The sequence below is a fragment of the Amycolatopsis nalaikhensis genome (genome assembly GCF_030264295.1).
Classification (GTDB): Bacteria; Actinomycetota; Actinomycetes; order Mycobacteriales; family Pseudonocardiaceae; genus Amycolatopsis; species Amycolatopsis nalaikhensis.
Genome location: NZ_CP127173.1, coordinates 8,480,715 through 8,506,711 on the forward strand (window position 1 = coordinate 8,480,715; position 25,997 = coordinate 8,506,711).

The following is a 25,997-nucleotide window of genomic DNA, read 5'->3' on the forward strand; positions in this document are numbered from 1 at the left end:
CGCGTCACAGCCTTCACCCTATAGTGGCGCCCGTCTGTTCGTCCCCACAGGAAGTCGTCGCTCCCGGGAAAGGGAAACCATGTCCGACGTCATCAACAGCATCTTCGGCCGCCCCAAGAACGAAAACACCGGCTCCGGCGAGTACGCCTACGGCACGGCCGAGCCGGAGGCCGCCGCCGCGCCCGAGTCCGAAGAGGCGGCCACGGTCGTCGAGGAAACGGAATCCGCACCGGAGACCGAGACGGCCGCGGAAACCGCGGAGGACGCCACCGTTGAGGTGGACGCCGGGGAGTCCGAAGGGGACGACGCGGACGCGGTCACCGAAGAGGCCGAGACCGACTCGGACGCCGCGGACGATGTCACCGAGACCGAGGACGTCGCCGAGGCCGAGCCGGTCGCGGAAGCCGAGCCGGTCGCCGAAACCGAGCCCGCCGCCGAGGCCGTCGTCGCGGAGGCCGAAGCCGTGATCGCCGAAGCGGAACCGGTCGCGGCCCGGCCCGCCGCGGGCACCCGGGGCAGCACGACGGTGGCGGACGGCGTGGTCGCGAAGATCATCACCCGCGTCGCGGCGCGGGCCGAGGGCGTGCACAGCCTCGACGCGGACGGCATCAAGGTCGAGCTGGCCGACGAGGTCGCGTGGATCACGATCCCGCTGGTCCTCGAGTTCGGCCACGCGATCAAGGTGGTGGGCGAGCGGATCCGGGTGACCGTGATCGACGCGGTCGAGCAGTACCTGGGCCTCGACGTGGAGGTGGTGGACCTGCACATCACCGACATCCACTTCCCGGAAGGGGACTGACGCGCGGCCCGGTCCCGGTTGCCGGGGCCGGGCACCGTCCGGTGAGGACAGTCGTCACCGCACCCGGTACCGCAGGTGCAGCACGTCGCGGTCCTCGAGCCGCCGGACGAGTTCGAGCTCGGCCTTGGCGCCGTCGAAGAGCCGACGCCCCGCGCCGAGGAGCACGGGGACGAGGTGCACCTCGATTTCGTCGAGCTGCCGGGCATCGAGGAGGGCGCGCGCGGCACTCGCCCCGTGCACCATGACATCCCGCTCCCTGGCGGCAGCCCGCGCTTCCTCCGCGGCGGCGGTGACGTCGGTGAAGAACCGCGCGCTCCCGGGCGGGGTATCGGCGGGATCGACGTGGCGGGTGAGCACGTGGATCGGGACCCCGTCGTGGTGGTCCCCGCCCCACCGCCCGGCGAGTTCGAAGGTCCGGCGGCCCGAGATGAGGGCCCCGGTGGCCAGCGCTTCCCGGAAGACCTGCCCGCTGGGGCCGTCCCCGTGCCGGTCGTCCAGCCAGTTGAAGAGCCGCCCACCACCCTCCCCCAGCTCCTGCCCCGGCCGATCATCCGGGCTGGCGATGAAGCCGTCGAGGGACATGGTCATGTAGAGGCGGATCATGGGGGCTCCTCAGGTCGGGTTCGCTTCACCCACGCGTCGAACGAACCCCGCCGGAATCGACAGCCTCACTCCTCCCGTGCCCGGGCGATCACCTCCTCCAGCCGCAGCGGGCTGGCCGGGTGGTGAGATAGGCACAGCGGCGTCGCCACCTGGCGGAAGCCGAAGGCCTCCCCCGCCACGTAGAACTGGGCGCGCTCCAGTCGCGAGATGTCCGCCACCGGGCTTCCCTTCGCCCTGGCCAGCTCGTTGGCCGCCGCGATCTGGGCAGGGCTGTTAAGGCGGCCGAAGAACTGCGTCATCGCGTTGCCGACGACCTGGTTGTGCAGTCCCTTCGGCGCCTGGGTGGCGAAGAGCAGGCCCAGCCCGTACTTGCGGGCCTGCGAGGCGAGCACGATCGTGCTGCGCGTACTCGCGGTGAGCGTGCCCGACGCGGCCATCGTCTGCGCCTCGTCCATCACGAACAGCGCGCCCAGCGGCCGGTCGCCCGCCGGGTTGCGCTTGATCCACGCGAACAGCTCCATCTGCAGCTGGTTGACGAAGTTCTGCCGCTGCTCCTCGGCCTGCAAGCCGACGAAGCTGATCACCGAGACGCGTGCACGCTTGCCGTCGGCGGGGGTGAGCAGCGCACCCGGGTCGACGGGTTCGCCACCGCCCGCGAAGAGCGGGTCGTTGACCATCGCCGCCTTGAGCGTCTCAGCCAGCCCGGCCGCGATGCGGTTGGCGTCGTTGAGGTTGCTGACGTCCTCGGGCAGGTCGGTGAGCAGCTCGATGAGCTCGGGCAGACTGCGCGACCCGGTCCGAGCGTGCCGTACGACGGCTTGGCGCAGCACGGCCAGCCCGATGTTCGCCTTGGCGGTGCTGCCGGTCAGCCGGGCCTGCGGCGCCAGCGTCGCGACGGCCACCTCGACCGCGGCGGCGAACTCGTCGGAGTCGTCGAGCACACCGGCGAAGTCCGGCAGCGGCTGGAAGGCGAGCGGCCGCCCGGTCGCGCGGCCGGGCGTCCAGACGACGACGTCGGTCTCGGCCAGGTACCGCTTGGCCAGCTGGGCGTCATCAGGACCCCAGCCATCGGGCGGAGTGGGCCAGGGATCACCGAGCCGGGCGAGGTCGTTGTTCGGATCCAGGACGATCGCGGAGACCCCCAGCAGAGCGCACTCCTCCACGATCCGCCGCAGCAGCACGGTCTTCCCCGAACCGGACCCCGCGAAGACGGCGGCGTGCTTGCGAAGAGCGGAGAGTTCGACCCGAACGGGCTCCCCGGAGCCGACAACGGTGCCGAGGGTGATCTCGTCATCCGCGGGTGGCGGGTGAGTGCCTTCGGCAGGCTGCCCCGACGGCTTCTCCGGCAAGACGGCGGAGAGTAGTTCGGACCGGCTTGCGGGTCGGCGGTCGATCAGCCACTCGTGCAGCTCCCGCCCGCCCGTCGCGAGCATCCGGTCGAGCGCCCAGAAGGTCCGCACATCGTCCGCGGTGGGCGGAACCGTCCGCCCGCCCGCCGCCGTGAACTTCGCGACTTCCTCCCGCGTCTTCGCCCCACGACCCCAGGCGTCCCGGAGGATGACGAGGTGGCGGTTGTCCGCGCCCTGCAACTGGCCGGCGGCCGAGCGGGCCTTGCGGAACCGGCTCAGGGCCGCACGCGGATCCCGGGCCGCGATCGCACGAAACGCCCAGTGCTCCTGGAGATCCGCGCGCTCGTCCAGGGTCCGCGTGAGCCAGGCGTGCACCTCGCTCCGCCCGTTCTGGCGTTCGCACGACCATTCGAGGTCGTCGTCCCCGACTTCGGTGACCCAGCACCGCAAGGCGGCGGAGAGCAGACCCGGCATGACCTTGTCCACGGTCCTCTCCGTGAGCAGGCCGCCTGGATCGGCTTCCGCTTTCAGCTTCTCGAACTCGGAATCGAGTTCGGCGAAGCGGTCGGTCTCAACCGCGGATCGGGCCGCGGGGACCGGCACCACGGCTTTCTCGTCGAAGGAGGTGAGTTCCCTGGCCTCCCCGGCGCGCAAGCACAGATCGATATGCGCGCCGATCCGCTTCAGCAGCTCCCTCGGCGTCCACTGCTCCCAAGGTTCGTCGAACGCCGGGAGTGCGACCGGCCAGGTGGGATGCGGCGGCGTGAAGCCCATGGACTGGTAAGCCACCCCCAGCCGTCTCTCAACCAGCGCCCGGCCGAGGCGGGCATCGACGATCCGGCCGAGCGTCACGGATTCGCGGAAGCGGTCGGGTACGGTCGCGGCCGCCGTCGACTTGATCTGGTCCCACGTACTGGGCAGGCAGGCCAGCACGGTGAGGGTCTTGTGGGTGACCTCCCGGAGTCCCATGAGCCCGTCGGCGATCTGGGCGACAAGAAGGTCTTCCTCGGCCCGGTCGCCGATCTCTTGGGTGCGCTTCATCGACCGTGCGACGAGGGTGTCGAGCTGGTCCACGGCGATCACGACCGGGCCCGTGAGAGCGAGCAGCCGCGTGATCTCCTGCACGAGGACCCGGGAGGGCTTCGGCCGCGAGTAGATGTTCCACTCGCGGGCTTCGGACGTCAGTTCGGCGTCACCGTCGAGGTAGTCGTCGCCGATGTACTTGGCGGCGCGGTCCCGGCTGGCGATGAGGACCAGAGCCCGGGCGGTGTCGCCGCATTCGTCCGCGACCATCGCGTCGAGGGACGCCACCCCGTCGACGAACGCTTCGACGTCGTCCCGGGTCAGCCCGCGGCCGCGGCGGATCCTCGCCTCGACCTCGGCGTCCACGTGGGCGCGCAGACATACCCGCAGCAGGAAGCTCTTCAGCTGCGACTCACCCGAATCGTCCGGGCGGGAAAGCCCGCGGCGCAAGGCCTCGGCTGTGTTCTCCCAGAACGCCTCGGCCGCGGTCACGTCGTCGAGGAAGAAGTACCCTCGCGCGCGGTGCACGTGGCGTCGGACGAGACCGAGCAAGTGGGTCTTCCCGACTCCCTTCAAGCCGCGCAGAACGAGTCCGATCGGGCTGGGCCCGTCACTGGTCGCCGCGTCGCGGATGCCCGTGTCGAGCGCGGCGAGCGCCTCGGCGTGCAAACCGTCGACGTGGTAGGGGGAATCCCGCCAGACGTGGTCGGGAGTGTCCGCCCAGTCGAAGCTCAGGGTCGCCAGCGCTTTCAGCTCGTCCATCACAACGCCTCGATCGAGAGCAGATGGTTGTCCTCACCGCCGATGCGGATCGCCGCCTCGTGGTCGGCGGCGGTCAGGACTTTCCGGTTGTCTTCGGGGACGAGGTGCACCTTTCCGTCGCGGCTCAGTTCCTTGAGCACGGCGTCGACCTCCGCCGCGGGCGCGCCGAGCTTCGGCCGCAGGTCAACCAACCCCACCCAGCCACGGGGTTCCTTCACGAGCTCCTTATAGGCGATGCGGATGCGGTCCTCGAGGTTGCCGACCGAGGTGTCTTCCGATTCCCGCTCCTGAACAGGCCCGGCGGGCCGCAACCCAGCCGGGCCGAACACCTCGAACAGCCGCTTGTCCTCCCGCACGAGGTATTCGTGCAAGCCGCCGAGCAACACGTACAGGGCCGCGGCCAGCGTGCTGTGTCCCCGAGGCGGCGGTGGGCTGCCCACGGCGAGCTCGTCCTCGCACCAGGCCCATCCCCGATCGCTCAGCTGGTGCACGAAGCTCCTCCTCGGCCCCGTCGGCTCGCTCGCGACGTACCCGAGCTCGTCGAGGTGCGTCCGGTCCTTGCCCGTGAGGGTGAACCCCACGGTCTCCTCCAGCTCCTTGTTGGGCACCTCCCGGCCCAGCACCATCAACGTGAACATCGCCGCGGTCTGCTTGTGTCCCAAGCGGTCGGTCATCCGAGATCCTTCCGGTGGTTCGGCTTCGTCGTGGTCTGGGCGCGGGCGTCGAGAGTCCGCAGGAGCCAGTCGATCGACTGGCGGACCCTCGGTGGAGCCGCGTGGTGGTCGTCGCCGTTCGGGGTGCGGGGTTTCACCACCACCGCGAGCTCCGTCGCGAGGTCGCGAGTCCGGTCGCCGTCACCCGCGCCGACGGCCGTCTGCAGGGTTGTCACCAGCTCGTCGACCAGGTCCCAACGGGACGGGCGCAGCCGGGCGCCGCGGGCCTGGCCGAGCAGCGCCACCAGATCAAGGTCTTCGTCGGTGTCCACCAGCGGGGCGAAGCCCTTCAGCTGGCCGACCAGGTCGCGGGCCACCTCGGCCGGACCGCGGGACGCGCTCAGCCGCAGGTAGCGAAGGTTGCCGACATAGCCCGGCAACGCCGCCGCTTCGGTGCCAGCTGTCAGGATCGGGATGACCCGGCGGTCCTGGCCGAGGGTGCGGTGCAGGAACAACTCGACCTCCGCCGCCTGCCAGCGACTCACCTTGCCGTCGACGACCAGGCACAGGTGCCGCGCGTCGTCGTCGGTGCGCGCGAGCAGCGAACGATCGCCCGAGAGCGACTTCACCGCGCGGACGTCCCGCTTTTCGAGTTCGGAGACCAGCTCGGTCGCGGTGCCGAACGCCGTGCGCGGGGTGCTCACCCGCAGCTCGTGCTTGAACTGCTGCCGGCTCGCCCGCACCGCGGCCACGTAGGCGTCGCGGTTCTCGGCCAGGAGGTCGGTCCGGTCCAGCCGGCAGGCGATCACGGCCGCGACCGTCTCCAGGGCGAACCCGATCTGGTCGGCGCTCGGCGTCTTCTCCGACAGCACGGGCAGCTGCTCGCCGAAACTCCAGTAGGAGACGTACGGCAACGTGAGGTGACGCGACATCGTCTCCGGCTCGACCGCCTGGTCGAGCCACGTCCGGTACAGCTCGGCTGTCTCCTCGACGACGATCCGGCGCCACGCCTCCGACCGGTCGTACTCCTCCCGGTTGTCGAACCTCGACAGCACCGGGAGCACGGTCAGCCGCGCGCGGTCGAACGGCAGCAGGTTTCGTGCCGCGTCGGCGCGCCGGGCCGCCTCCATCGCGCCGAGGACGCTCTGCCGGTTCGCCGTGAACAGCAGGACGAGATGGTCCGGCAGGTGCGCCGTGCAGATCCCGCCGATGTCAGAGATCCCAGTCCGGCTGTCGATCAGGACGAAGTCGTAGTCCGCGGCCCACTGCTCACGGCATTTGTCGAGGTACTCGCCGAACCCTTCGTCGTACAGGCCTTCCCAGTCGATCTCCTGCACCTGCCCGATGTAGCCGGGCTCCTCACGCCCCGCCGCGATGAAGTCGAGCTCGCCGACGTCCTTCAGCCGCAGGACGTGCGCCCCGGGCGCGAACCGGCCGCGCCGGAAGTCGTCGACAAGGTCGACCACGCCGCCTCCGGGGCCGCGGGGCAGCCGCGGGCGGAAGTAGTCGACGAGGCCGGGCGCCTCGAGGTCCCAGTCCAGGCAGAGCACCCGGTGGCCCCAGCGGGCGAGCAGCACGGCGACGTTGGCCAGCGTGAAGCTCCGCCCGACCCCGCCCTTGAAGGAGTAGAAGGTGAACACCGATCCTGGCATGGGTCAGAACCTCGGCATCCGCGCCCGCTTCGGCGGTTCCGGGGCCGGGGTGAGCACCGGCCAGTCGGCACGCCAGTCCGGTGCGAGTTCGATCAGCTCTTCCAACTCCTTGGCGATCTGCCCGATCTGCTCGTTGAACCCGATGTACTCCGGCGTGGCCTGGTAGTGCTCGAACGGCTGGCTCCACTTGTGCAGGTCACGCATGCGCCGCTCGCTGGCGTAGTCGGGGAAGTTCCACGAGTCGCAGAAGATGACCGGGTAGATGAGCTGACGCGGATGACCGTCGCCAGCCAGCTCTTCCCGCTTCGCCATCGAGTGCCACTCGGCCAGGCACCACTCGTCCTTGAAGTACTTCGGCGAGCACACCGGCACCAGCACGCGGGTCCGCAAGAGCGCCGATCGCAGCTGACCGGGCCAGTTCGCCCCCGTCGGGATCTGGTCGTCCAGGAATACCTTGACGTCCCGGTAAAGGTTGTTGTCCAGCACTTCGGTCAACCGTGGGTGAAAATGATTTCGCACCCACGCCGGGACATCGTGGCCGGAGCGTTGATAACTGATGAACACGTCGTACTCGTACACGCGTGTCTTCGCTCCTTCACCGCTCCCCACCAGGCGGATCCGATCCTAGATCCGCCGTACATCATCGAAGAAGGCGTGAAACCTGACAGATCCAGGACAATAACTGGCCACCTCCGCCACGCGGTCGGAAAATGCATCTTGACAAAGAGACCCAGCGCGGATACATGACAGTCGGAGGCAAACGAAGTCGCGAAGCGTCTCCGGAATACCGATCTCCCGGATCGGTGAATCACCGACCGATCCCGAGGGGAAGCCGATGCCCGAGCACGACGCACCATGGGTCTTCGTCAGCTATTCGCACGACACTCCGGAGCACAAAGACCAGGTCCGGCGGTTCGCGACGTTCCTGCGCAGCCGGATCGGCCTCGAAGTCATCCTCGACCAGTGGCACGACAACTTCCGCACCGACTGGTCGCTGTGGGCCACCCGGAACCTCAAGGCGGCGGACTACGTCTTGGTCGTGGCGTCTCCCCTGTACCGGGCGCGAGCCGAGGGCGACGCGGCGCCGGACGAAGGTCGCGGCGCCCAGTTCGAGACGGCCATCATCCGCAACAAGCTGACCAAGGACATCGAGGACGGCACCCGCCGGGTGCTGCCGGTCGTCCTGCCCGGCGGTTCGATCGACGACATCCCCGAGTTCCTCAACCCCTACTCGACGACGCGGTACGAGATCGTGGAGTTCACTGACGACGGCGTCGCCGACCTGCTCTCCGCGATCACCGGCCAGGGCCAGTACCCCATGCCCGAGCGCGGGACCTGGCTCGGCGGTGCTTGCGAACCCGCGGAAGTCGCAGCAGAGGAACTACCGTGGCTGTGCGCCAGCAAGGGCGTGCGGCGCGGTGCGGCGTCGATCGACGGTGTGCAGTACGAGCACAGCATCGTCCTGCGACCGACCACCCCGACCGCCGCCGGGCCGGGATTCGTCGAGCTCGATCTGGGTGGCCACTACCAGCGCTTCACCACGGTCGCCGGGGTGCTCGACGACGCCACCGACGCCTTCCAGGTCGGGCGGGTGCGCGTTGTCCTCGACGGGACACCGCGCTCCGAACACGATGTCGCCGCCGGGAAGCCGGCCACCATCGACCTCGACGTCTCCGGTGCCCGTCTGCTGCGGCTCGAGATGGCGCGGCCCGGTGTCACCGCCTCGCCCTTCGGCTCCGCGGCCGTCGTCGTCACGCGGCGAGGCGGACGGCCGCCCGAACTCGCCTTCGGCGATCCGACCGTGAGCTAAGGCGCCAAAGCGCGGCAAGCTTCCAGGTCGACCTCGCGCAACGCAGCACCCACCCCGGCCAAAGCCACCGCATTCATCGACAACGACGTCACCCCCGCGCCCACCAGAACCGGCGCCAGTGACGGGTCCGCCGCGGCCTCGCCGCACACCCCCACCGGCTTGCCCACCTCCACTCCCGCCGCCGCCACCATGCCCACCAGCCGCAGCAACGCCTTCTGGTGCGGGTCGTTCAACGACGCCACCGCGCCCAGCTGGCGGTCGGCCGCGAACACGTACTGCGCCAAGTCGTTCGTCCCCAACGAAACGAAGTCCACCTCGGCGAGGATCTCCTCAGCACAAAGCGCCGCCGCGGGGATCTCGATCATCACCCCCACCCGGCCGATCCCCGCCGCTCGGGCGCGCGCCGCGAACCAAGCCGCTTCGGCGGCCGTTGCCACCATCGGGGCCATCACCGACAGCTCGACGCCTGTGTCAGCCGCCGCCGCTGTGATCGCTGACAGCTGGCGGTCCAGCAACTCCGGGCGGTCGAACGCGATCCGCAGCCCCCGGACGCCCAGCGCCGGGTTCGGCTCGGCGCCCATCGGCAAGAACGCCAACGGCTTGTCCGACCCCGCGTCCAACGTCCGGACCACCACCGGCCGGCCGGCGAACGGGGCCAGCACCGCCGCGTACGCCTCTCGCTGCGCCGCCTCCGTCGGCTCCTCCTCGGCCGACAAGTAGCAGAACTCCGTGCGGAACAACCCGATTCCCTCGGCTCCCGCCGCGATGGCCGCGTGCGCGTCCGCGGGCGACCCCACGTTCGCCAGCAGCTTCACGCGGTGCCCGTCGGCGAGGCGGCCGACGCCGTCCCACTCCGGACGTGACTTCCGGGCCGATGCCCGCACCACGCCGTCGGACGCCGTCACCTCGCCCGCCGATCCGTCGACCGTGAGGCCGGGAGCGTCACATGCGAGAACTCCGGCGCACGCCACCACCGCCGGGATTCCCAGCGCCCTGGCCAAGATCGCCGTGTGGCTCGTCGGGCCGCCCTCCTCCGTCACCAGTGCCAGCACCAAGTCCGGGTCGAGGCCCGCCGTGTCCGCCGGGGCCAGGTCGCGGGCCACCAGCACGCTCGGCGACCTCAGCTCGGGCACCCCCGGCGGGGCCAGCCCCAGCAGCGACGCCACGATCCGGTCCCGGACGTCCGCGACGTCGGTCGCCCGTTCGGCCATGTAGCCGCCCGCGGCCCGCAGCGCCGTCATGAACTCCCCCGCCGCTTCCCACACCGCGCGCGGCGCGGGTAGCGAGCGCTCGCGGACCAACCGTTCCGCCGACGCGATCAGCGCCGGATCCGACGCCATCGCCGCCGTCGTCTCCAGGACCGATCGGGCGTCTCCGGACACGGAACGGGCACGATCGGACAACTCGGCCGCCACCGCTGCCGCCGCGGGCCCGATCTTGCCCGCTTCGACGTCGAGCGCGTCCGGAACCGGCGCAGAACTGGGTTCCGGCAGGTCAGCGGCTACTACGACACGCGGGCCGGACACCCGGCCCGGGCTGACTCCGACTCCGGACAACGACATCGCGGGACCTCCAGGAGCAAAGGATCTCGTAACTGGGGATTGACAGTACGGTAACAACGGGCACAATCAAACGGCAACGGGCAAACATCGGAGAGGAACGGGCATGTACGCCGCCGAACGGCATCAGCTCCTGGCGCAACGCGCACGTCGCGACGGCCGTGTCGACGTCAACGACGTCGCCGCCGAACTCGGTGTCGCCCCCGAGACCATCCGCCGCGACCTCGGCGTCCTCGAACGCCAGGGCGTCGTCCGCCGCGTCTACGGCGGCGCCGTCGCCGTCGAGCGGCTCGACTTCGAACCCGAGGTCGCCCAGCGGGACCAGACGAACGCCGCCGAGAAGGACGCGATCGCCCGTGCCGCACTGGACCTCGTGCCCGACCGCGGCTCGATCCTGCTCGACGCGGGCACCACGACCAGCAGGCTCGCGACGCTGCTCCCCACCGACCGCGACCTCACGGTGATCACCAACTCGATCCCGGTCGCCTCGATCCTCGCCACCCGCCCCGGCGTCACCCTGCACATCCTCGGCGGCCGCGTCCGCGGGACGACGCTCGCCGCGGTCGAGGCGTGGACGCTGCACGCGCTCGACGGCCTGCTCGTCGACGTCGCTTTCCTCGGCGCCAACGGCTTTTCCGCCGAGCACGGCTGCACGACGCCGGACATGGCGGAGTCGGCGGTGAAGGCCGCCGTGGTCGCCGCCGCGCGGAAGCGGGTGCTGCTGGCCGACCACAGCAAGTACGGCACCGACCAGCTCAGCCGCTTCGCACGCCTTTCGGAGATCGACGTCCTGGTCACCGACAGCGGCATCGACGCGGGCGCGGTGGCCGAGCTCGAAGAGGCGGGCCCGGAGGTGGTGCTGGCGTGATCGTCACCGTGACGCCGAACCCGAGCCTCGACCGGACCGCCCGCCTCGTCGAACTCCGCCGCGGCGAAGTGAACCGGGCCGAAGCCGTACGCCTCGACCCGGGCGGCAAGGGCGTCAACGTCGCCCGCGCACTGGCCGCGGCCGGGACGCCGACCGTCGCGCTGCTGCCCGCCGGTGGCCTCGTCGGCGATCGGCTGGCCGACTTGCTCGCCCCCGAGGGCGTTCCGGTCGTCGCGGTGCCGATCGCCGGGACGACCCGCAGCAACATCACGCTCGTCGAAGCCGACGGGACCACGACGAAGATCAACGAGCCCGGGCCGGAGATCTCCCCCGCCGAGCTGGCCACTCTCGAACGCCGCGCCGTCGAGCTGGCCGCGCGCGGCGAATGGCTGGTCTGCTGCGGCAGCCTGCCCGCCGGCGTACCCGACGACTTCTACGCGCGACTTACCAAGCTCGCGCGCGACGCCGGGGCGAAGGTCGCCGTCGACTCCTCCGGCGCCCCGCTCGCCGCGGCCGTCGCGGGCGGCCCGGACCTGCTCAAACCGAACCTCGACGAGCTGGTCGAGCTCGCCGGCCGCCCGCTGCCGCTGCTCGGCGACGTCGTCGCGATCTGCCGCGAGCTCGTCGACGGCGGGGTGGGCAGTGTCCTGGTCAGCCTCGGCGCGCGCGGCGCCGTGCTGGTCGAGCCGACCGAAACCCGCCACGCGCTCGGCCCGCTGGTCGCCGTGCGCAGCACCGTCGGCGCCGGAGACGCCGCACTCGCCGGGTTCCTCCACGCGGGAGGGACCGGCCCCCGAGCCCTGCGCACCGCGGTCGCCTACGGCACCGCCGCGGTCACGCAGGAGGGCAGCCGCATGCCCACGCCCGAGGACGTGCACCCCGACCAGGTGCGCGTGCTCGACGCCGACCCCACCCTCACCCTAAGCGGAGCCGCCGCATGACCACCGCAGACCTGATCACCGCCGACCTGGTCGACCTCGGCCTCGACGCCGCCGACAAGCACAGCGCCACCCGCGCGCTCGCGCAGCGGCTCGTCGACGCCGGGCGGGTGACCGACCTCGACCTCTTCCTCAAGGACGTCGCCGCCCGCGAGGAGCAGATGGCCACCGGGCTCGAAGGCGGCATCGGCATCCCGCATTGCCGCTCGGCCGCGGTGACCACGCCGACGCTGGCGTTCGGCCGCAGCGAAACCGGCGTCGACTTCGGCGCGCCGGACGGCCCGGCCAAGCTGATCTTCCTCATCGCCGCGCCCGAAGGCGGCGGCAGCGACCACCTCAAGGTGCTGGCCGCCCTCGCGCGGCGGCTCGTCCGGGCGGAGTTCAAGCAGACCCTCCTGGACGCCACCGACGCCGACGTCGTCGCCGACTACATCCGCCAGGAGGTGGCCTGACCATGAAGTTCGTCGCCATCACCGCCTGCCCCACCGGGATCGCCCACACCTACATGGCCGCGGAGTCCCTGGAGCAGGCCGCCAAGACCAACGGCGACACGATCGTCGTCGAAACCCAGGGCTCCGCCGGGTCCGAACCACTGTCCACAGAGGACATCGCGAGTGCGGACGCCGTCATCTTCGCCGCGGACCTCGCCGTGCGGGGCCGGGAACGGTTCGCCGGGAAGCCGATCGTCGAGGCGCCGGTCAAGGCCGCGATCAACGACGCCGCCGGGTTGTTCGAACGCGCGAAGGCCGCGGCCCGGGAACCCGTCGCCCCCGCGGCCGCCCCGGAGCTGACCTCGAAGGTCGGCGCGAACGACAAGGCGGGCACCAAGGTCCGCCAGTGGCTGATGACCGGTGTCAGCTACCTGATCCCGTTCGTCGCGGCGGGCGGGCTGCTGATCGCCTTGAGCTTCGCCTTGGGCGGGTACCGGATCGTCGACGCGCCGAAGGTCACCGAGCACTTCGACGCCGGTTCGGTCGCGGGCTGGGCGGCACTGATGTTCCAGATCGGCAGTGCCGCGTTCGACTTCCTGGTGCCGGTCCTGGCCGGGTTCATCGCGTTCGCGATGGCCGACCGCCCGGCGATCGCGCCCGGGTTCGTCGGCGGCGCGATCGCCGTCACCGTCGGCGCCGGGTTCCTGGGCGGTCTCGTCGCCGGGCTCCTGGCCGGTGGTGTCGTCATGGCGCTGAAGAAGATCCAGGTGCCGAAGGCGATGCGCGGCATCATGCCGGTGGTGGTGTACCCGCTGCTGGGGTCCATTGTGGTCGGTGTGCTGATGTACGTGGTGGTCGGCAAGCCGATGGCCGCGGCGACGACCGGGCTCACGAACTGGCTCAACAGCCTGAGCGGCGCCAGCGCGCTGCTGCTGGGCGCGCTGCTCGGCTTGATGATGGCGTTCGACATGGGCGGGCCGGTCAACAAGGCCGCCTACGCCTTCGCGGTCGGCGGCCTGACCACGGGCGCGACGGCGTCGCTGCAGATCATGGCCGCGGTGATGGCGGCCGGGATGGTGCCGCCGCTGGCCCTGGCGCTCGCGTCGACGGTCCGGAAGAAGCTGTTCACCGAGGCCGAGCGCGAGAACGGTCGCGCGGCCTGGCTGCTCGGGGCGTCGTTCATCACCGAAGGTGCGATCCCGTTCGCCGCGGCGGACCCGTTCCGGGTGATCCCGTCGATCATGCTCGGCTCGGCGGTGACGGGGTCGTTGTCGATGGCGTTCGGCGCGACGCTGCGCGCCCCGCACGGCGGGATCTTCGTGCTCCCGCTGATCGGCAGCCCGCTGTTGTTCCTGGTGGCGCTGGTCGCCGGGACGGTGGTCGCCGCCGGGTCGGTGATCGCGCTCAAGCAGGTCCGCTTCCGTGCGGCGTCGCGCTCCGCCGCGGTGTCCGGTCAGACTGTCAACGCGTGAAGGAGTCCACTGTGTACCAACGACGCACCCTCGTGGCCAGCGCGGTCGGGCTGCACGCCCGGCCCGCGGGGCTGGTCGCGAAGACGGCGGCGGGTCAGCCGGCGAAGGTTCGCATCGCGAAGATCGTGGGCGGGGTGGCGGGCGAACCGGTCGACGCGGCCAGCGTCCTGGGGCTGATGACCCTGGGCGCCGGACACGGCGACGAGGTGGAGCTGACCGCCGACGGTGACGCCGCTCAGGTGTCCGTCGACGCCTTGGCCGAGCTGATCGCCCGGGACCTCGACGCCTGAGTTCTCCGGAAGTCCCCTCCGGCGGCGTGCGACGGGAGTACCATCCAGACCGATTTGCCGGGTTGCGCCCGCGCCGCGACCCGTGGTCGCGAAGGGGGAAGATGGTGCAAGGATTCGAAGTCGATCCCAAGCTGGTCCAGCACGCCGCCGAGCGGGCGACCGAGGCCGTGACGCATTTCGAGGCGCACGCTTCGGCCGTCAAGCAGGCGCAGGCCGTGGTCGAGGGGAATTCCGCCCTGCTGGGCGACTACGGCGACGCCGGGGTGTTCTTCCACGCCTGCGAGAGGTTCGACAAGAAGTTCAAGGAAATCTTCGACAAGCTCATTTCGCACAATGACGCCTTCGTCGACACGGCACGGCGCCTGCAGAGCGGTTTGCAGGGTGCGTCGAAGCTCTACGCCGAGTCGGACGCGGCCGCGAGCGAGCGGTTCCGGCGTATCGGGGAAACCTGGACGGACGGGGGGCACCGCTGATGCAGCCGCCGTACTTCCCCGATCGGCCGCCGGGGCACTACCCGCAGTTCGACCGGTACGAGGGCCAGTGCGGCGAAGTCGCGCTGTGGGCCCGCTGGGTGGCGGGCTGGGTCGACTGGCTGCTCCACGAATACGGCCCCACCGGCCCACATCCGGACCGCTGGGCCAACTACCCGTTCGAACGGTTCTTCTACCCGTCCGATGTGATCGCGCAGCAGCAGATCCAGGTCATGCACCAGACGTGGCAAGCCATCGACGAGCTGCGCTACAAGTCGGCCGCGGAAGAACACCCCGGCATCGACGTCCTCAACAACCTCGACAGCGCGCTCGGTGCGGCACTCGGCCGGTGGGCGGGCGACATCGCGGTGGGGGTGCAGACCTACCGCGAAGAACTGGAGAACTACAGCGAGCCCTACATCCTCGCGGTCGGCAAACTCGGCCAGTGCCTCATCGCGTACTCCCAGATCTTCGAGCAGGCGCGGGCCGACATGGTCAAGGTCATGAAGCAGTTCGTCGGGGCCCTGCAGGCCCAGACGTTCACCGACCCCGGCTTCGAGCGGGTCGGCCTGACCGTCTTCAAGGCCATCGGCGACTGGGTGCTGGGCAAGTTCCCGTTCGAACTCGACAAGGTCCTCGAGCTGGACAGGGTGCTCGCCGACGCGGTCGAGGGCGCGCAGCGGCGCAAGGACCCCGCGGCGATCGGCGGCGCCAACTACTGGGAGATCTGCGATTCGTACCTGGTGGCCGCGAACAAGATCTGCGACGACGCCCGAGCGGCGATCGAGCAGCTGACCGCGCGCCTGGACAAGGTCGACGACGAGCTGCGCGATCCCCCGAAGCTGACCGTCGACGTGAGCTAGCGGTCAGGCCGGGCCGAGCAGGGCGATCGACGCCCGCACCGCGACTTCGGTGACGTCGCTCGCCCGGCCGCCGTCCTCCACCGTGGTCGCGATCAGTTCCCGCAGCCCGCCCAGGAGCATGATCGACAGCTGGCGCGAGGGCGGGTTGATCCCCGCCGCGCGCATCTCCGGCGTGTCCGTCAGCCGTTGCGTCATCGCGATGAACCCCTCCATCGCGTCGCGCTGCAGCTCCCGGGCCGCGATGCCCAATGCCGGGACGTCGCGGATCCAGCTCAGCGTGATCGCCGGTTCGGACTCCGCGCACGCGATCCACGCCTCGATCGCCTGGCGGACCTGGACCGCCCACGGGGCGCGCGCGTCGACCGCGTCGGAGATCTGCTGGATCATCGCGCGGTTGGCGTCCGCCAGCAACGCGATCAAGCACTCTTCACGGCTGGAAAAGTGCTCGTAGAACGTCCGGCGGGACGTGCGGGCGCGGCGGACGATGTCGGCGACCGTCGTGTCGCGGAAGCCCGCCTCGGTGATCGACGCGGCGAGCCCGTCCAGCAGCCGCTGCCGGTGCCGGCGGGTGTCGACGTCCACGAGAGCCACCGTATATCCCTCCTCTTGAAACCGGATGGTACACCGGCGTACCGTACCGACGGTACGTTCGCGTACCACCAGTTCGGGAGGGGTCGATGACGACCATGACGCGCCCCGTGGCGCTGCCACCGGGGCCGGCCGCACCGCGCGCCGTCCAAGGCGCCTACGCGCTCACCCAGCCGCTGCGCGGCATGCGGCGGCTCAGAGCGCGCTACGGCGACGCCTTCACCGTGAACGTGCCGATCTTCGGCAACGCCGTCGTGATCAGCGACCCCGCCGAGATCAAGCAGCTGTTCACCTCCGGGCCCGAGCTCGTCGACAACCTCGAGGTCAACCTCGGGCGGGTGCTCGGCCCGCGGTCGATGTTCGCCCTTTCCGGTGACGAGCACAAACGGCAACGCAAGCTCCTGGTGCCGCCCTTCCACGGCAAGCGGCTGGCGGCCTACGAGCGGATCGTCGAAGAGGAAACCGTCCGCGAGCTGGCCACCTGGCCGGAGGGCACACCGTTCGCGACGCTGCCGTCGATGATGCGGATCACCCTCAACGCCATCCTCCGCGCGGTGTTCGGCGCCGAAGGGGCCGAGTTCGCGGAGCTGCGCGAGCTGCTCCCGCCGTTCGTCACCCTGGGCTCGCGGCTCGCCGTGCTGCCGATCACGAAACGCGGCCGCTTCAACCCCTGGCGCCGGTTCGAGAAGATGCGCCGGGAGTACGACGCGATCGTCGACCGGCTGATCGCCAAGGCGAGCCCGGACGGCGACGACGTGCTCGCCATGATGCTGCAGAGCCGGTACGACGACGGTTCCGGGCTGAGCCGCGAAGAGATCTCCGACCAGCTCCTCACCCTGCTCACCGCCGGGCACGAGACCACCGCGACCACGCTGGCCTGGGCCGTCGAACGCCTCCGCCGTCACCCCGCGCTGCTCGCGGAACTCGAAACCGGCGACAGCAAGCTGCTCGACGCCACGATCCTCGAGGTCCAGCGCACCCGCCCGGTCATCGACCTCACCGCCCGGCAGGTCAAGCAGGACGGCTTCGAGCTGGGCCGGTGGACGTTGCCGAAGGGGTACGCGGTCCTCGTCAGCATCGCGCTCATCCACGACGACGACGCCGTGTTCCCGCAGGCGGCGAAGTTCGACCCGCACCGGTTCGCCGGCGCGCGCCCGGACCTCTACCAGTGGATCCCGTTCGGCGGTGGTACTCGCCGCTGCCTCGGCGCCGCCTTCGCGACCATGGAGATGTCCGTCGTGCTGCGGACTCTGCTGCGGGACTTCACGCTCGTGCCGACCACCGAGGCGGGCGAACGCTGGCATTCGCGGGGCGTGGCCTACGCCCCCGCCAAGGGCGGCCGCGCGGTGGTGCGCCGCCGGAGCACCGGAGGAGATTCGTGACCGAAGAGATCGCCGACGTCGGGCGGGGCATTTCCCTGGCGTACGAACGGATCGGGGACCGCGGCGCCGACCCGGTCGTGCTGGTCGCCGGGCTCGGCCAGCAGCTGCACAGCTGGCCCGACGCCTTCTGCGTGCAGCTGGCCGGGCGCGGCTTCGAGGTCGTCCGGTTCGACAACCGCGACGCCGGGCGCTCGACCCACCCGCGGTTCCGGCCGCCGAGCCTGCTCGGGATGCTCGCGGGCCGGTTCCCGCCGGAGCAGTACGACCTGACCGACATGGCTGCCGACACCGTCGGCCTGTTCGACGCGCTGGACCTCGAGACCGCGCACATCGCGGGCGTGTCGATGGGCGGCATGATCTCGCAGACCGTCGCGGCGCTGCACCCCACGCGCGTGCGCACCTTGACGTCGATCATGTCGACGACCGGGTCGCGCCTGCTCGGCCGCCCCGCGCTCTCGACGTTGCGGATGATGGGCGCGAAGCCGCCGCGCACCCGCGAAGAGGCCGTCGAGAGCGCGGTCCGGATGTTCCGGCACATCGGCTCGCACGGGTTCCCGTTCGACGAGGCCTTCGTCCGCGAGCTGGCCGGGACGGGCTGGGACCGCGACCCGACCTCGGGCGGTGTCGGCAGGCAGCTGGCCGCCATCATGAAGTCCGGCAACCGGACCGCGAAACTGCGCGGGATCACCGCGCCGACGCTGGTCGTCCACGGCGACCGCGACCGGATGGTGCACCCCACCGGCGGCGCCGCGACCGCCCGCGCGATCCGCGGCGCCCGCCTCGAGACCATCCGCGGCATGGGGCACGACCTGCCGGAAGGCGCGTGGCCGACCGTCCTCGACCTCATCGACAAGCACGCGAGGAGCAGCGATGTCCCGGCCTCGTAGCCTCACCGGCCGACCGGTGGTGATCACGGGGGCGGCGTCCGGCATCGGCCGGGCGCTGGCGACCCGGCTGTCCCGGCTCGGCTCGCCGGTCGCGCTGGCCGACGTCGACGCGGACGGCTTGAAGGCCACCGCCGCCGCCCTGCACGGCAAGGTGCTGACGCGTGTGCTCGACGTCCGCGACGCCGAAGACCAGCTGCGGTTCGCCGCGGAAGTCAAGGACTGGCTGCCGGCGCCGCTGGCCGCGGTGTTCAACAACGCCGGGGTCGCGGTGACCTCGACCGTGCTCGACGCCGTCCCCGAGGACGACGACTGGCTGCACGAGATCAACTTCAAGGGCGTGGTGCACGGGACGCGCGCGTTCCTGCCGATCCTGGTCGAGCAGGGCGAAGGCGCGATCGTCAACACCTCCAGCGTGTACGGCCTGCTCGGCGTGCCATACCAGAGCGCGTACTGCGCGGCGAAGTTCGCCGTCCGCGGGTTCACCGAGTCGCTGCGGCAGGAGCTGCGCGGCTCCGCGGTCCGCGCCGTGACCGTGCACCCCGGCGGCATCACGACGAACATCGCGCGCAACGCCAGGGTGCGCCGCGACCCGCAAGGACTGGGCCGCACCCAGGAGCAGCTGGCCGCGCAGTTCGAGGCCATGACCATGACGTCGCCGGACAAGGCCGCGGCGGTCATCCACGCCGGGGTCGACCGCGGGAAGGCCCGCATCCTCGTCGGCCCGGACGCCTACCTCTTCGACGCGCTCGCGCGCATCACCCCCACCCACTACAACGCCGTGCTCTCGCGCGTGATGAGGCGCCCGCGGCGGACGGAGGCCGTGCGATGACCGACCACGTCGACGTGCTGATCGTCGGCGCCGGGCTCTCCGGCGTCGGCGCGGCCCACCACCTGCGGACGGCGTTCCCGCGCAAGACCTTCACGATCCTCGAGGCCCGCGACGGCATCGGCGGCACCTGGGACCTCTTCCGCTACCCGGGTGTCCGGTCCGATTCGGACATGCAGACCCTCGGCTACCGGTTCCGGCCGTGGACCGACGCGAAGGCCATCGCGGACGGCCCGTCGATCCTGCGGTACGTCCGCGACACCGCGGCCGAAGGCGGGATCGACCGGCACATCCGGTTCGGGCACAAGGTGGTCCGCGCGGAATGGTCCACAGAGGACGCACTGTGGACGGTCGAGGCGGTGCACGACGACCAGCCCGTGGTGTTGACCGCCAAGTTCCTCTACCTGTGCAGCGGCTACTACGACTACGCGTCCGGGCACACGCCGGAGTTCCCGGGCATCGAGAACTTCGGTGGCACGGTCGTGCACCCGCAGCACTGGCCCGAGGACCTCGACTACACCGGCAAGAAGGTCGTCGTGATCGGCAGCGGCGCGACCGCCGTCACGCTCGTCCCGGCGATGACCGATCGCGCCGAGCACGTGACGATGCTGCAGCGCTCCCCCACCTACATCCTGTCGCTGCCGTCGGAGGACGCGCTGGCCAACCGGCTGCGCGGCCTGCTCGGCGCGCGGCTGGCCTACCCGATCGCGCGCTGGAAGAACGTCGCGGTGAGCACGCTGATCTACCAGCTCAGCCGGCGCCGCCCGGGCGTGGTCAAGGCGATGATCCGCAAGGCCGCGATGAAGCAGCTGCCGCCCGGGTACGCCGTCGACACCCACTTCAAGCCGCGCTACCAGCCGTGGGACCAGCGGCTCTGCCTGGTCCCGGACGGCGACCTGTTCCGCGCGATCCGCCGCGGCGACGCCTCCATCGTGACCGATCGGATCGCGACCTTCACCGAGCAGGGGCTGCGGCTCGAGTCGGGCGACGAACTCGAAGCGGACGTCGTCGTCACGGCCACCGGGCTGCGGTTGCTGGCCTTCGGCGGCATCGACCTGGTCGTCGACGGCGACCCGGTGAAGCTGCCGGAAACCATGGCGTACAAGGGGATGATGCTCAGCGGCGTGCCGAACTTCGCCTTCACGATCGGCTACACGAACGCGTCGTGGACGTTGAAGGCCGACCTCGTCGCCGAGTACGTCGTGCGGCTGCTGCGCCACCTCGACCGCCACGGGCTCGACCAGGCCGTGCCGGTCAACGACGACCCGGCCGTCACCGAGCGGCCGCTGCTGGACTTCGACGCGGGCTACGTGCAGCGGTCGATCGACGAGTTCCCGAAGGCGGGTTCGCGGGCGCCGTGGCAGCTGGGCATGAGCTACGCGCACGACGTCGTCAAGCTCCGGCACGGCAAGATCGACGACGGCGCCCTGCGCTTCTCGCGACGACCGGCGGGAGCGGGCAGACTGGGCGCATGACGCTCGGCACGCTCCCCCGGAGCCACTGACATGCACAGCGCGGGCCTGGTCCTGCACCCCCGCCGCGACTCCGCGGCCGCCGTCCAAGCCGTGCTGGGCTGGGCGGGCAACCGGGGCATCGAGATCCTCGGCATCGCCGACGAGATCGTCCGGCTCGACTGCGCGGCGATCGGGGTGACGGCCGAGGAGCTCGGCCGCCGGTCCGACCTGGTGGTCAGCCTGGGCGGCGACGGCACGATGCTGCGGGCCATGCGGCTGGCGGACGGGCAGCGCGCGCCGGTGCTCGGGGTGAACCTCGGCAAGCTGGGGTTCCTGGCCGAGGTCGACGTGCCCGACCTGCCCGGTGCGTTGTCGGCCATCGACGACCACCAGTTCACGGTGGAGCCGCGGCTGGCCGTCGACGCCGTCCTGGAGGGCCGGAAGATCACGGCGTTCAACGACATCGCCGTGGTCCGCGTGCCCGGCGACGGCAGTGCGGTGGTCGCGGTCCGCGTCGGCGGACAGCCGTTCGTCAGCTACTCGGCGGACGCGGTAGTCGTCGCGACGCCGACCGGCTCGACGGCGTACAGCTTCTCCGCCGGCGGCCCGATCACCAGCCCGTCGGTGGAGGCGCTGCTGGTGACGCCGGCGGCGCCGCACTCGGCGTACAGCCGGGGCGTGGTGCTGTCGGTGCGCGACGAGGTGACGCTGGAGCTGCTGCCGACCAGCGGACGGCTCGCGGTCGAGGTCGACGGCCAGGTCGCGGGGTACGTCTCCCCCGGCGACCGCCTCGACCTGCGCGCCCGCCCGAGCGCGGCGCGGGTGGTCCGGCTGGGGATGACGACGTTCTACCAGCGGGCGCGCCGCAAGCTGCGGCTGACGGACTCGGCGGAGATCCCCGCCGACGGCGAGCACTGAGGGCTGCGTCACACCGGGCCCGGGTGCGCGGTGGTCACGGAATGGTCACGGGTAGCGTCCGCGGCTCCGCCTGAACCAGCCGAGCCGTCCCGGAGTGTTTTCCTGCATGCTGGCCCCCGCACCCGTCCGTCCCCGTCTCCGCGCCCGGCTGCTCGTGCCCGGCGCCCAAGCCGCGTTCGCCGTCGCGCTCGTGCTGCTCGCCGTGCTGCACCTCGACCGGAGCCTGGCCCCGCTCGACCCGGTCAGCGCGATGCTCAGTGACTACGCGCTGGTCCCCGGACGCTGGTTGTGGGACGGCGCGCTGATCTTGACGAGCACGGGGTCGGCGGTGCTGCTGGTCGCGTTGCGCCGTCGTGGGCTGCTGGCGAACCCGGCGCTGGTGGCGGCGAAGGTGCTGTGGTGCGTGAGCCTGCTGGCGGTCGCGGTCTTCGCGAAGGACCCGCAGGGTGGCGCGATCACGGCGACGGGCAAGATCCATTTGTACGCCTCGGCGGTGACATGCTTGAGCCTGCCGGTGGTCGGCTGGGCGCTGGGCAGGCGGCACCGCGACGACCCGCGCTGGCACCGGTTCGCGACGTGGTCGCGGCGCCTGGCACTGGCGGCGATCCCGTTCTACTTGCCGTTCATCGTGCCGTTCACGGTGAACGTCCTCCTCGGCGGCCACCTCCCGACGGTGGCGACGGGCCTGGTGGAGCGGCTGATGATGGTGCTGGAGATCGCGCTGCTCGCGGTGTTGGGCCACTGGGCGCACCGAGCGATGCGGCCGGGGCGGGCGCAGGCGCGGGCGTAGGTGGCTCGCCCGCGCGGGTTCAGCCCCGCAGGTAGGCCGCGATCCGCTCGACCGGCGGCACTGGCACCGCCATCCGCGTCACCCCAGAACCGATGCCGAGCTGCCGCACCGCCTCCTTGATCCCACCCACAGTCCCGCCCAGCACAGCGAGCACCTCATCAGCGCGAGCCTGAGCCACCAGCTCAGCCTCCCCATCCTCAGCCTCGACCGCGGCCGCCAGGTCCGTGAACGGCTCCGGGAACGCCGACGACAAACCCGACACGATGCCCACCCCACCACCGCGCGCCACCGCCGCCAGATCCGTATCCGCACCCGACCAGAACCGGGCCTCGGGCGCGGCCTCGCGAAACCGGGCGAACTCCAAGGCCGCGACCCCGGACAACTTCCCGCCCCGCAGACCCGTCGCGGCGAACTCCTCCGCCGTCACCGTGACACCCGTGCGGTCCGGGAAGAGATAGCCGTAAACCTCGGCGTCCCCCGCCGCGTCACTCACCGCGGCGAAGTGCCGCCGCACCGCGTCGGCGTCCGCGGGCAGGTAATACGGCGTGATCACGGCCAATCGCGCGGCCCCCGCCGCCAGGGCGTCCGCCGTCAGCACGACCGCCTCCCGCGTGCTCGCCGCGCCCACGTGCACGATCGTCCGCGCCGGGCCGAAGACGTCGAGCGCCAGTTCGGCGAGCCTGCGCCGCTCGGCCCGGTCCAAAGCCGGGAACTCCCCCGTCGTCCCCGCGACGAAGACGCCGTCGACCCGGCCGTGCAACCGAGTCAACAGAGCGACGTTGGCGGCTTCGTCGAACGAACCGTCGTCGCGGAAGAGCGTCGGGGTCGCGGACAGGACTTCAGCGCGGGGCATCGGCGCCTCCCGGTTGGTCGCGGGTGCGGTGCAGCAGCCAGTCGCGGGCCGTGCGGATCAGCGCGTACCGCACCGCGCCCGCCCGGCCGTGCAGGGTGAACAGGATTCGCCGGTCCGTGCGGTCGTGCTCCTCCCACCAGCCCGTGTCGGCGATCTTCTTCGTCTCGTCCTCGTACCCGAGGTGGTCGAGGGCGTGGTCGGGCACGGCGACCGCCAGCCGGTCGCCGGCCGCGTCCGGCGGGAGCCCGCGCGGCACCGCCCACGAACGCAGCACGCCGTCCTCTTCGAGCCGCAGGTCGAAGTGGTGCCGCGGGCGCCAGTGCTCGTGCAGCACGAATGCCGGTCGCTCGCTCACTCCCCCACGATGCCAGACCGCAGCACCAGCCTGGCGCCGACGTACTGGGCTCCGCGCCGGTACAACGGGTTCGGTTCCCCGGCCGCGGGTGTCGCTTGTGGACTGTTCGGCGTCGCCGCGCTGGTTTCGGGACTCCGGCGGAGGGGAGTTGTCGGAAGCGATGCGGTATAGGTCGTTATACGCACGTCTGCGCGGCGGGGTCCGCTCCTCCTGGTCTTGACCGGCTCAGCTGGGCGAGCCGCCCTTGTCGTCGTAGGAGCTCCAGCCGCCCTGGCTCTCGGCGGCCGCCACGTCGGCGTCGGCCGTGGCCGCGTGCGTCATCGCCGCCACCGTGCGCTCGAGGCCCTGCTGGACCTCGTCGCCGTCGGCTTCGCGGACGCTGTGCAGCGTCACCGTGATCTCCGACGACGTCGGGCTCTGCTCGTCGATCCGCAGCTCGCCGTGGTAGTCGTCGGGGCCTTCCGCGCCCCAGGTCAGCGAGCGCGTCGCCGAGTCGGTGCGCAGCCACGCCTCGCCGGCGACGCGGTCGCCGTGGACCTCGGCCTCGACGTGCACGCTGTCGCCGCCCTTCGGCTCGGCCACCTTCATCTCCGGGAAGTACCGCGGCAGGTTCTCGGGGTGGCTCAGGAAGGCGAACAGCTCGTCGGCGGGGACGTCGGCGGTCGCGGTGTGGCGGTACTCGGTCATCGTCAGCTCCTCCTCGGCCGGTTCCGCCCCCGGTTACCCCCGCCGCGGTGCATTAAAAGCCCCCGGACGGGGAATCCGAACAGCATGGCGACCACCGAACCCGAGGCCAGAGTGCCGAAGCGGGGCCCCGCTCCGGTGCAGGGCATGGGCATGCTCATCGGCCTGCTGTTCCTCGTGCTGGGCGCGTTCGAGCTGATGCCGGGGGTCACGGTGGGCGACGGCTCCGCGCGCAGCCTGTTCGGGGTCTTCGCGGTGTCCGGGCCGTGGACGCTGGTGCACCTGCTGACCGGCGCCGCCGCCGTGTTCTGCACGCGCTCCTCGCGCCTGGCCGCCTGGTTCCTGGTCGCCGCCGGCACGGGTTACGCGGTGGCCGGGCTCGCCGGGCTGCTGCCGCTGCCGTCCACGGTCACCGACGTGCTGCCCATGAACACCGCGGGCGTCTGCCTCGCGCTCGGCCTGGGGACGGCGATGCTCATCCTGGGAGCGGGCTGGCTGCGGCGCGGGCCGGGACGGCGCCGCTGACGTCGTCGCGCGGGAACCGTGCCACGACGGCGGTGACCAGCACGACCAGTCCGAAGAGGACATACCCGTTCCCGGTGAGCTGCTGGACGAAGTTCCACCGGCTCTCGACCTCACCACCGCGCGGCCACCACCACTGCGGGCCCCCGACGAACAGCACGGCACCCACGCCGGCCAGGGCCGCGAACCCGCGCCGTCGCGTGCGGCGTGCCAGCTCCGCCCAGCCGAGCAGCACGACCACGGCCCAGGCCCAGTGGTGCGTCCAGGAGATCGGCGAGACGAGCAGCCCGCCGACGGCGTTGAGGCCGAGCGCGACGACACGCTCCCCGGCGGCGAGCGCGCGGCGCACACCCAACGCGGTCAGCACGAGCACGAGCGCCACCAGCGGCAGCCACCACGCGGTGCGCGCGTCCGGCGGCACGCCGAGCCGGGCCAGCAGGCCCAGCAGCGACTGGTCGCCCGCGTAGGTCGGCTCCCCCACCCGGCCGGTGTCCCAGAGCGCGCCGGTCCAGTACCGGACCGAGTCCGCCCCGGCGAGCAAGAAGCCCAGGGCCGTCGCGGCCAGGAAGGTGACGACGGCGGTGAGCGCCGCGCGGCCGTCCCGGCGGAGCAGGAAGTACAGCAGGAACACGGCCGGGGTGAGCTTGATCGCGGCCGCGATGCCGATCAGCAGCCCGCGTGGCCACCGCGGGGTGTCGACGAGGACGTCCAGCACGACCAGGGCCAGCAGGAGGAGGTCGATCTGGCCCGCGTAGACCGTGCGCAGCACCGGCTCCAGCACTTCGGCGGCCAGGAGCAGCGCCGCGACGCGCTGCCAGTCGCACCGCGCGCCGAGCGCCCGCAGGACCGTCACCAGGACCAGGGCCAGCAGCCCCATCGTCAGCAGGGTGACCAGGAGGCAGGCGGCCCAGTACGGGAGCACGCTCAGCGGGGCCAGCAGGATCGCGGCGAACGGCGGGTAGGTGAACAGCAGGAGCTGGCCGTCGCCGGTGGGCGGGAGCGTGCCGTACAGGGCCTCGCCGTGCAGCAGAGCCGCCGAGCCCAGCCGGTAGACGTCCAGGTCGACGCGGTACGCCGGGAACCGCACCCGGCCGTCGTTGTACGACACCAGCACGACCGCCAGCACCAGCAGCTGCGCCCCCACCAGCGCGTACTTGGCCCGCACCCCGTTGATCACCTCTCGCATTCTGTCGGTT

Annotated in this window: 27 protein-coding genes; 16 read left to right on the forward strand and 11 right to left on the reverse strand. The window is 71.4% G+C overall.

Annotated elements, in window-relative coordinates:
* Positions 1-79: 79 nt before the first annotated feature.
* Positions 80-799 (forward strand): Asp23/Gls24 family envelope stress response protein, encoded by a 720-nt coding sequence (locus QP939_RS41190; RefSeq protein ID WP_285452024.1) that lies wholly within the window; start codon positions 80-82, stop codon positions 797-799.
* Between the two features lie 54 nt (positions 800-853).
* Here QP939_RS41190 and QP939_RS41195 read toward each other — a convergent pair whose 3' ends face one another.
* The 5 genes from QP939_RS41195 to QP939_RS41215 form a co-directional block, all read right to left on the reverse strand.
* Complete coding sequence (locus tag QP939_RS41195) at positions 854-1,402, reverse strand: dihydrofolate reductase family protein (protein WP_285452026.1); 549 nt, start codon at positions 1,400-1,402, stop codon at positions 854-856.
* 65 nt (positions 1,403-1,467) lie between these two features.
* A complete protein-coding gene (locus QP939_RS41200; RefSeq protein ID WP_285452027.1) occupies positions 1,468-4,536 on the reverse strand; it encodes a helicase HerA domain-containing protein in 3,069 nt (1,022 codons plus the stop codon).
* Positions 4,536-5,210, reverse strand: coding sequence for a hypothetical protein (locus QP939_RS41205; protein ID WP_285452028.1), 675 nt, complete (start codon positions 5,208-5,210; stop codon positions 4,536-4,538). Before QP939_RS41205 ends, QP939_RS41200 begins: the two co-directional genes overlap by 1 nt.
* Positions 5,207-6,841 carry a CATRA system-associated protein gene (locus QP939_RS41210; RefSeq protein WP_285452029.1) on the reverse strand — a complete coding sequence of 545 codons (1,635 nt, stop codon included), beginning with the start codon at positions 6,839-6,841 and terminating at the stop codon, positions 5,207-5,209. Before QP939_RS41210 ends, QP939_RS41205 begins: the two co-directional genes overlap by 4 nt.
* Before the next feature lie 3 nt (positions 6,842-6,844).
* Entirely contained in the window at positions 6,845-7,450 is a 606-nt protein-coding gene (locus tag QP939_RS41215; RefSeq protein WP_352248733.1) for a toll/interleukin-1 receptor domain-containing protein, read from the reverse strand.
* Positions 7,451-7,676: 226 nt separating this feature from the next.
* Between QP939_RS41215 and QP939_RS41220 the strand changes: the two genes are divergently transcribed.
* The gene (locus tag QP939_RS41220; protein ID WP_285452031.1) at positions 7,677-8,651 is read left to right on the forward strand and encodes an SEFIR domain-containing protein; all 975 of its coding nucleotides are present in this window, start codon (positions 7,677-7,679) and stop codon (positions 8,649-8,651) included.
* Here QP939_RS41220 and QP939_RS41225 read toward each other — a convergent pair.
* On the reverse strand, positions 8,648-10,213 hold the full coding sequence (locus tag QP939_RS41225; RefSeq protein ID WP_285452033.1) for a phosphoenolpyruvate--protein phosphotransferase: 1,566 nt from the start codon (positions 10,211-10,213) through the stop codon (positions 8,648-8,650). The two genes, QP939_RS41220 and QP939_RS41225, sit on opposite strands and share 4 nt — an antisense overlap.
* A 103-nt stretch (positions 10,214-10,316) precedes the next feature.
* Here QP939_RS41225 and QP939_RS41230 point away from each other — a divergent pair, with 103 nt between their 5' ends.
* Genes QP939_RS41230 through QP939_RS41260 form a run of 7 tightly spaced genes read left to right on the forward strand, consistent with a single transcriptional unit; the run spans position 10,317 to position 15,542 of the window.
* A complete protein-coding gene (locus QP939_RS41230) occupies positions 10,317-11,078 on the forward strand; it encodes a DeoR/GlpR family DNA-binding transcription regulator (RefSeq protein WP_285452035.1) in 762 nt (253 codons plus the stop codon).
* Positions 11,075-12,019 carry a 1-phosphofructokinase gene (pfkB, locus tag QP939_RS41235; protein ID WP_285452037.1) on the forward strand — a complete coding sequence of 315 codons (945 nt, stop codon included), beginning with the start codon at positions 11,075-11,077 and terminating at the stop codon, positions 12,017-12,019. The genes QP939_RS41230 and pfkB overlap by 4 nt, the downstream gene beginning before the upstream one ends.
* Positions 12,016-12,468, forward strand: coding sequence for a PTS sugar transporter subunit IIA (locus tag QP939_RS41240; RefSeq protein ID WP_285452038.1), 453 nt, complete (start codon positions 12,016-12,018; stop codon positions 12,466-12,468). Before pfkB ends, QP939_RS41240 begins: the two co-directional genes overlap by 4 nt.
* 2 nt (positions 12,469-12,470) lie before the next feature.
* On the forward strand, positions 12,471-13,919 hold the full coding sequence (locus QP939_RS41245; protein WP_285452040.1) for a PTS fructose transporter subunit IIC: 1,449 nt from the start codon (positions 12,471-12,473) through the stop codon (positions 13,917-13,919).
* An 11-nt stretch (positions 13,920-13,930) separates the two neighbouring features.
* Positions 13,931-14,209, forward strand: a complete 279-nt coding sequence (locus QP939_RS41250; protein ID WP_285452041.1) for an HPr family phosphocarrier protein — start codon at positions 13,931-13,933, stop codon at positions 14,207-14,209.
* Between the two features lie 26 nt (positions 14,210-14,235).
* Positions 14,236-14,682, forward strand: coding sequence for a hypothetical protein (locus QP939_RS41255; protein WP_285452042.1), 447 nt, complete (start codon positions 14,236-14,238; stop codon positions 14,680-14,682).
* Positions 14,682-15,542: a hypothetical protein gene (locus QP939_RS41260; RefSeq protein WP_285452043.1), complete on the forward strand. Its 861-nt coding sequence runs from the start codon at positions 14,682-14,684 to the stop codon at positions 15,540-15,542. Before QP939_RS41255 ends, QP939_RS41260 begins: the two co-directional genes overlap by 1 nt.
* A gap of 3 nt (positions 15,543-15,545) precedes the next feature.
* On the opposite strand, the gene QP939_RS41265 is transcribed toward QP939_RS41260, so the two are convergent.
* Positions 15,546-16,133, reverse strand: a complete 588-nt coding sequence (locus QP939_RS41265) for a TetR/AcrR family transcriptional regulator (protein WP_285452044.1) — start codon at positions 16,131-16,133, stop codon at positions 15,546-15,548.
* An 86-nt stretch (positions 16,134-16,219) separates the two neighbouring features.
* On the opposite strand from QP939_RS41265, the gene QP939_RS41270 reads away from it, so the two are divergent.
* The 6 genes from QP939_RS41270 to QP939_RS41295 all read left to right on the forward strand — a co-directional run bounded on the left by QP939_RS41270 (position 16,220) and on the right by QP939_RS41295 (position 22,387).
* The gene (locus tag QP939_RS41270; RefSeq protein WP_285452046.1) at positions 16,220-17,512 is read left to right on the forward strand and encodes a cytochrome P450; all 1,293 of its coding nucleotides are present in this window, start codon (positions 16,220-16,222) and stop codon (positions 17,510-17,512) included.
* The gene (locus tag QP939_RS41275) at positions 17,509-18,399 is read left to right on the forward strand and encodes an alpha/beta fold hydrolase (RefSeq protein ID WP_285452047.1); all 891 of its coding nucleotides are present in this window, start codon (positions 17,509-17,511) and stop codon (positions 18,397-18,399) included. Before QP939_RS41270 ends, QP939_RS41275 begins: the two co-directional genes overlap by 4 nt.
* Positions 18,383-19,228, forward strand: a complete 846-nt coding sequence (locus QP939_RS41280) for an SDR family NAD(P)-dependent oxidoreductase (protein ID WP_285452048.1) — start codon at positions 18,383-18,385, stop codon at positions 19,226-19,228. Before QP939_RS41275 ends, QP939_RS41280 begins: the two co-directional genes overlap by 17 nt.
* The gene (locus QP939_RS41285; protein WP_285452049.1) at positions 19,225-20,700 is read left to right on the forward strand and encodes a flavin-containing monooxygenase; all 1,476 of its coding nucleotides are present in this window, start codon (positions 19,225-19,227) and stop codon (positions 20,698-20,700) included. Before QP939_RS41280 ends, QP939_RS41285 begins: the two co-directional genes overlap by 4 nt.
* A 30-nt stretch (positions 20,701-20,730) precedes the next feature.
* On the forward strand, positions 20,731-21,597 hold the full coding sequence (locus tag QP939_RS41290) for an NAD(+)/NADH kinase (RefSeq protein ID WP_285452050.1): 867 nt from the start codon (positions 20,731-20,733) through the stop codon (positions 21,595-21,597).
* Between the two features lie 106 nt (positions 21,598-21,703).
* Positions 21,704-22,387, forward strand: coding sequence for a DUF998 domain-containing protein (locus tag QP939_RS41295; protein WP_285452052.1), 684 nt, complete (start codon positions 21,704-21,706; stop codon positions 22,385-22,387).
* A gap of 19 nt (positions 22,388-22,406) precedes the next feature.
* Here the strand turns inward: QP939_RS41295 and QP939_RS41300 are convergent, their stop codons facing one another.
* The 3 genes from QP939_RS41300 to QP939_RS41310 all read right to left on the reverse strand — a co-directional run bounded on the left by QP939_RS41300 (position 22,407) and on the right by QP939_RS41310 (position 24,282).
* A complete protein-coding gene (locus QP939_RS41300) occupies positions 22,407-23,240 on the reverse strand; it encodes a dihydrodipicolinate synthase family protein (protein ID WP_285452054.1) in 834 nt (277 codons plus the stop codon).
* Positions 23,227-23,595 carry a DNA polymerase ligase N-terminal domain-containing protein gene (locus tag QP939_RS41305; RefSeq protein WP_285452056.1) on the reverse strand — a complete coding sequence of 123 codons (369 nt, stop codon included), beginning with the start codon at positions 23,593-23,595 and terminating at the stop codon, positions 23,227-23,229. The genes QP939_RS41300 and QP939_RS41305 overlap by 14 nt, the downstream gene beginning before the upstream one ends.
* Before the next feature lie 225 nt (positions 23,596-23,820).
* Positions 23,821-24,282, reverse strand: a complete 462-nt coding sequence (locus QP939_RS41310) for an SRPBCC family protein (RefSeq protein WP_285452057.1) — start codon at positions 24,280-24,282, stop codon at positions 23,821-23,823.
* A gap of 84 nt (positions 24,283-24,366) precedes the next feature.
* Between QP939_RS41310 and QP939_RS41315 the strand changes: the two genes are divergently transcribed.
* Positions 24,367-24,804, forward strand: coding sequence for a DUF4383 domain-containing protein (locus QP939_RS41315; protein WP_285452059.1), 438 nt, complete (start codon positions 24,367-24,369; stop codon positions 24,802-24,804).
* Here the strand turns inward: QP939_RS41315 and QP939_RS41320 are convergent.
* A complete protein-coding gene (locus tag QP939_RS41320; protein ID WP_285452061.1) occupies positions 24,755-25,978 on the reverse strand; it encodes a glycosyltransferase 87 family protein in 1,224 nt (407 codons plus the stop codon). The genes QP939_RS41315 and QP939_RS41320 overlap by 50 nt on opposite strands.
* Between the last annotated feature and the right edge of the window lie 19 nt (positions 25,979-25,997).

Excerpts from the sequence above, each read along its gene's own strand:
- QP939_RS41290 (WP_285452050.1), top strand. The coding sequence starts at position 20,731 with ATGCACAGCGCGGGCCTGGTCCTGCACCCCCGCCGCGACTCCGCGGCC.
- QP939_RS41260 (WP_285452043.1), top strand. The coding sequence starts at position 14,682 with ATGCAGCCGCCGTACTTCCCCGATCGGCCGCCGGGGCACTACCCGCAG.
- QP939_RS41280 (WP_285452048.1), top strand. The coding sequence starts at position 18,383 with ATGTCCCGGCCTCGTAGCCTCACCGGCCGACCGGTGGTGATCACGGGG.
- QP939_RS41270 (WP_285452046.1), top strand. The coding sequence starts at position 16,220 with ATGACGACCATGACGCGCCCCGTGGCGCTGCCACCGGGGCCGGCCGCA.
- QP939_RS41310 (WP_285452057.1), bottom strand. The coding sequence starts at position 24,282 with ATGACCGAGTACCGCCACACCGCGACCGCCGACGTCCCCGCCGACGAG.
- QP939_RS41225 (WP_285452033.1), bottom strand. The coding sequence starts at position 10,213 with ATGTCGTTGTCCGGAGTCGGAGTCAGCCCGGGCCGGGTGTCCGGCCCG.
- QP939_RS41220 (WP_285452031.1), top strand. The coding sequence starts at position 7,677 with ATGCCCGAGCACGACGCACCATGGGTCTTCGTCAGCTATTCGCACGAC.
- QP939_RS41315 (WP_285452059.1), top strand. The coding sequence starts at position 24,367 with ATGGCGACCACCGAACCCGAGGCCAGAGTGCCGAAGCGGGGCCCCGCT.
- QP939_RS41195 (WP_285452026.1), bottom strand. The coding sequence starts at position 1,402 with ATGATCCGCCTCTACATGACCATGTCCCTCGACGGCTTCATCGCCAGC.
- QP939_RS41295 (WP_285452052.1), top strand. The coding sequence starts at position 21,704 with ATGCTGGCCCCCGCACCCGTCCGTCCCCGTCTCCGCGCCCGGCTGCTC.
- QP939_RS41300 (WP_285452054.1), bottom strand. The coding sequence starts at position 23,240 with ATGCCCCGCGCTGAAGTCCTGTCCGCGACCCCGACGCTCTTCCGCGAC.
- QP939_RS41230 (WP_285452035.1), top strand. The coding sequence starts at position 10,317 with ATGTACGCCGCCGAACGGCATCAGCTCCTGGCGCAACGCGCACGTCGC.
- QP939_RS41285 (WP_285452049.1), top strand. The coding sequence starts at position 19,225 with ATGACCGACCACGTCGACGTGCTGATCGTCGGCGCCGGGCTCTCCGGC.
- QP939_RS41200 (WP_285452027.1), bottom strand. The coding sequence starts at position 4,536 with ATGGACGAGCTGAAAGCGCTGGCGACCCTGAGCTTCGACTGGGCGGAC.
- QP939_RS41210 (WP_285452029.1), bottom strand. The coding sequence starts at position 6,841 with ATGCCAGGATCGGTGTTCACCTTCTACTCCTTCAAGGGCGGGGTCGGG.
- QP939_RS41240 (WP_285452038.1), top strand. The coding sequence starts at position 12,016 with ATGACCACCGCAGACCTGATCACCGCCGACCTGGTCGACCTCGGCCTC.
- QP939_RS41205 (WP_285452028.1), bottom strand. The coding sequence starts at position 5,210 with ATGACCGACCGCTTGGGACACAAGCAGACCGCGGCGATGTTCACGTTG.
- QP939_RS41190 (WP_285452024.1), top strand. The coding sequence starts at position 80 with ATGTCCGACGTCATCAACAGCATCTTCGGCCGCCCCAAGAACGAAAAC.
- QP939_RS41245 (WP_285452040.1), top strand. The coding sequence starts at position 12,471 with ATGAAGTTCGTCGCCATCACCGCCTGCCCCACCGGGATCGCCCACACC.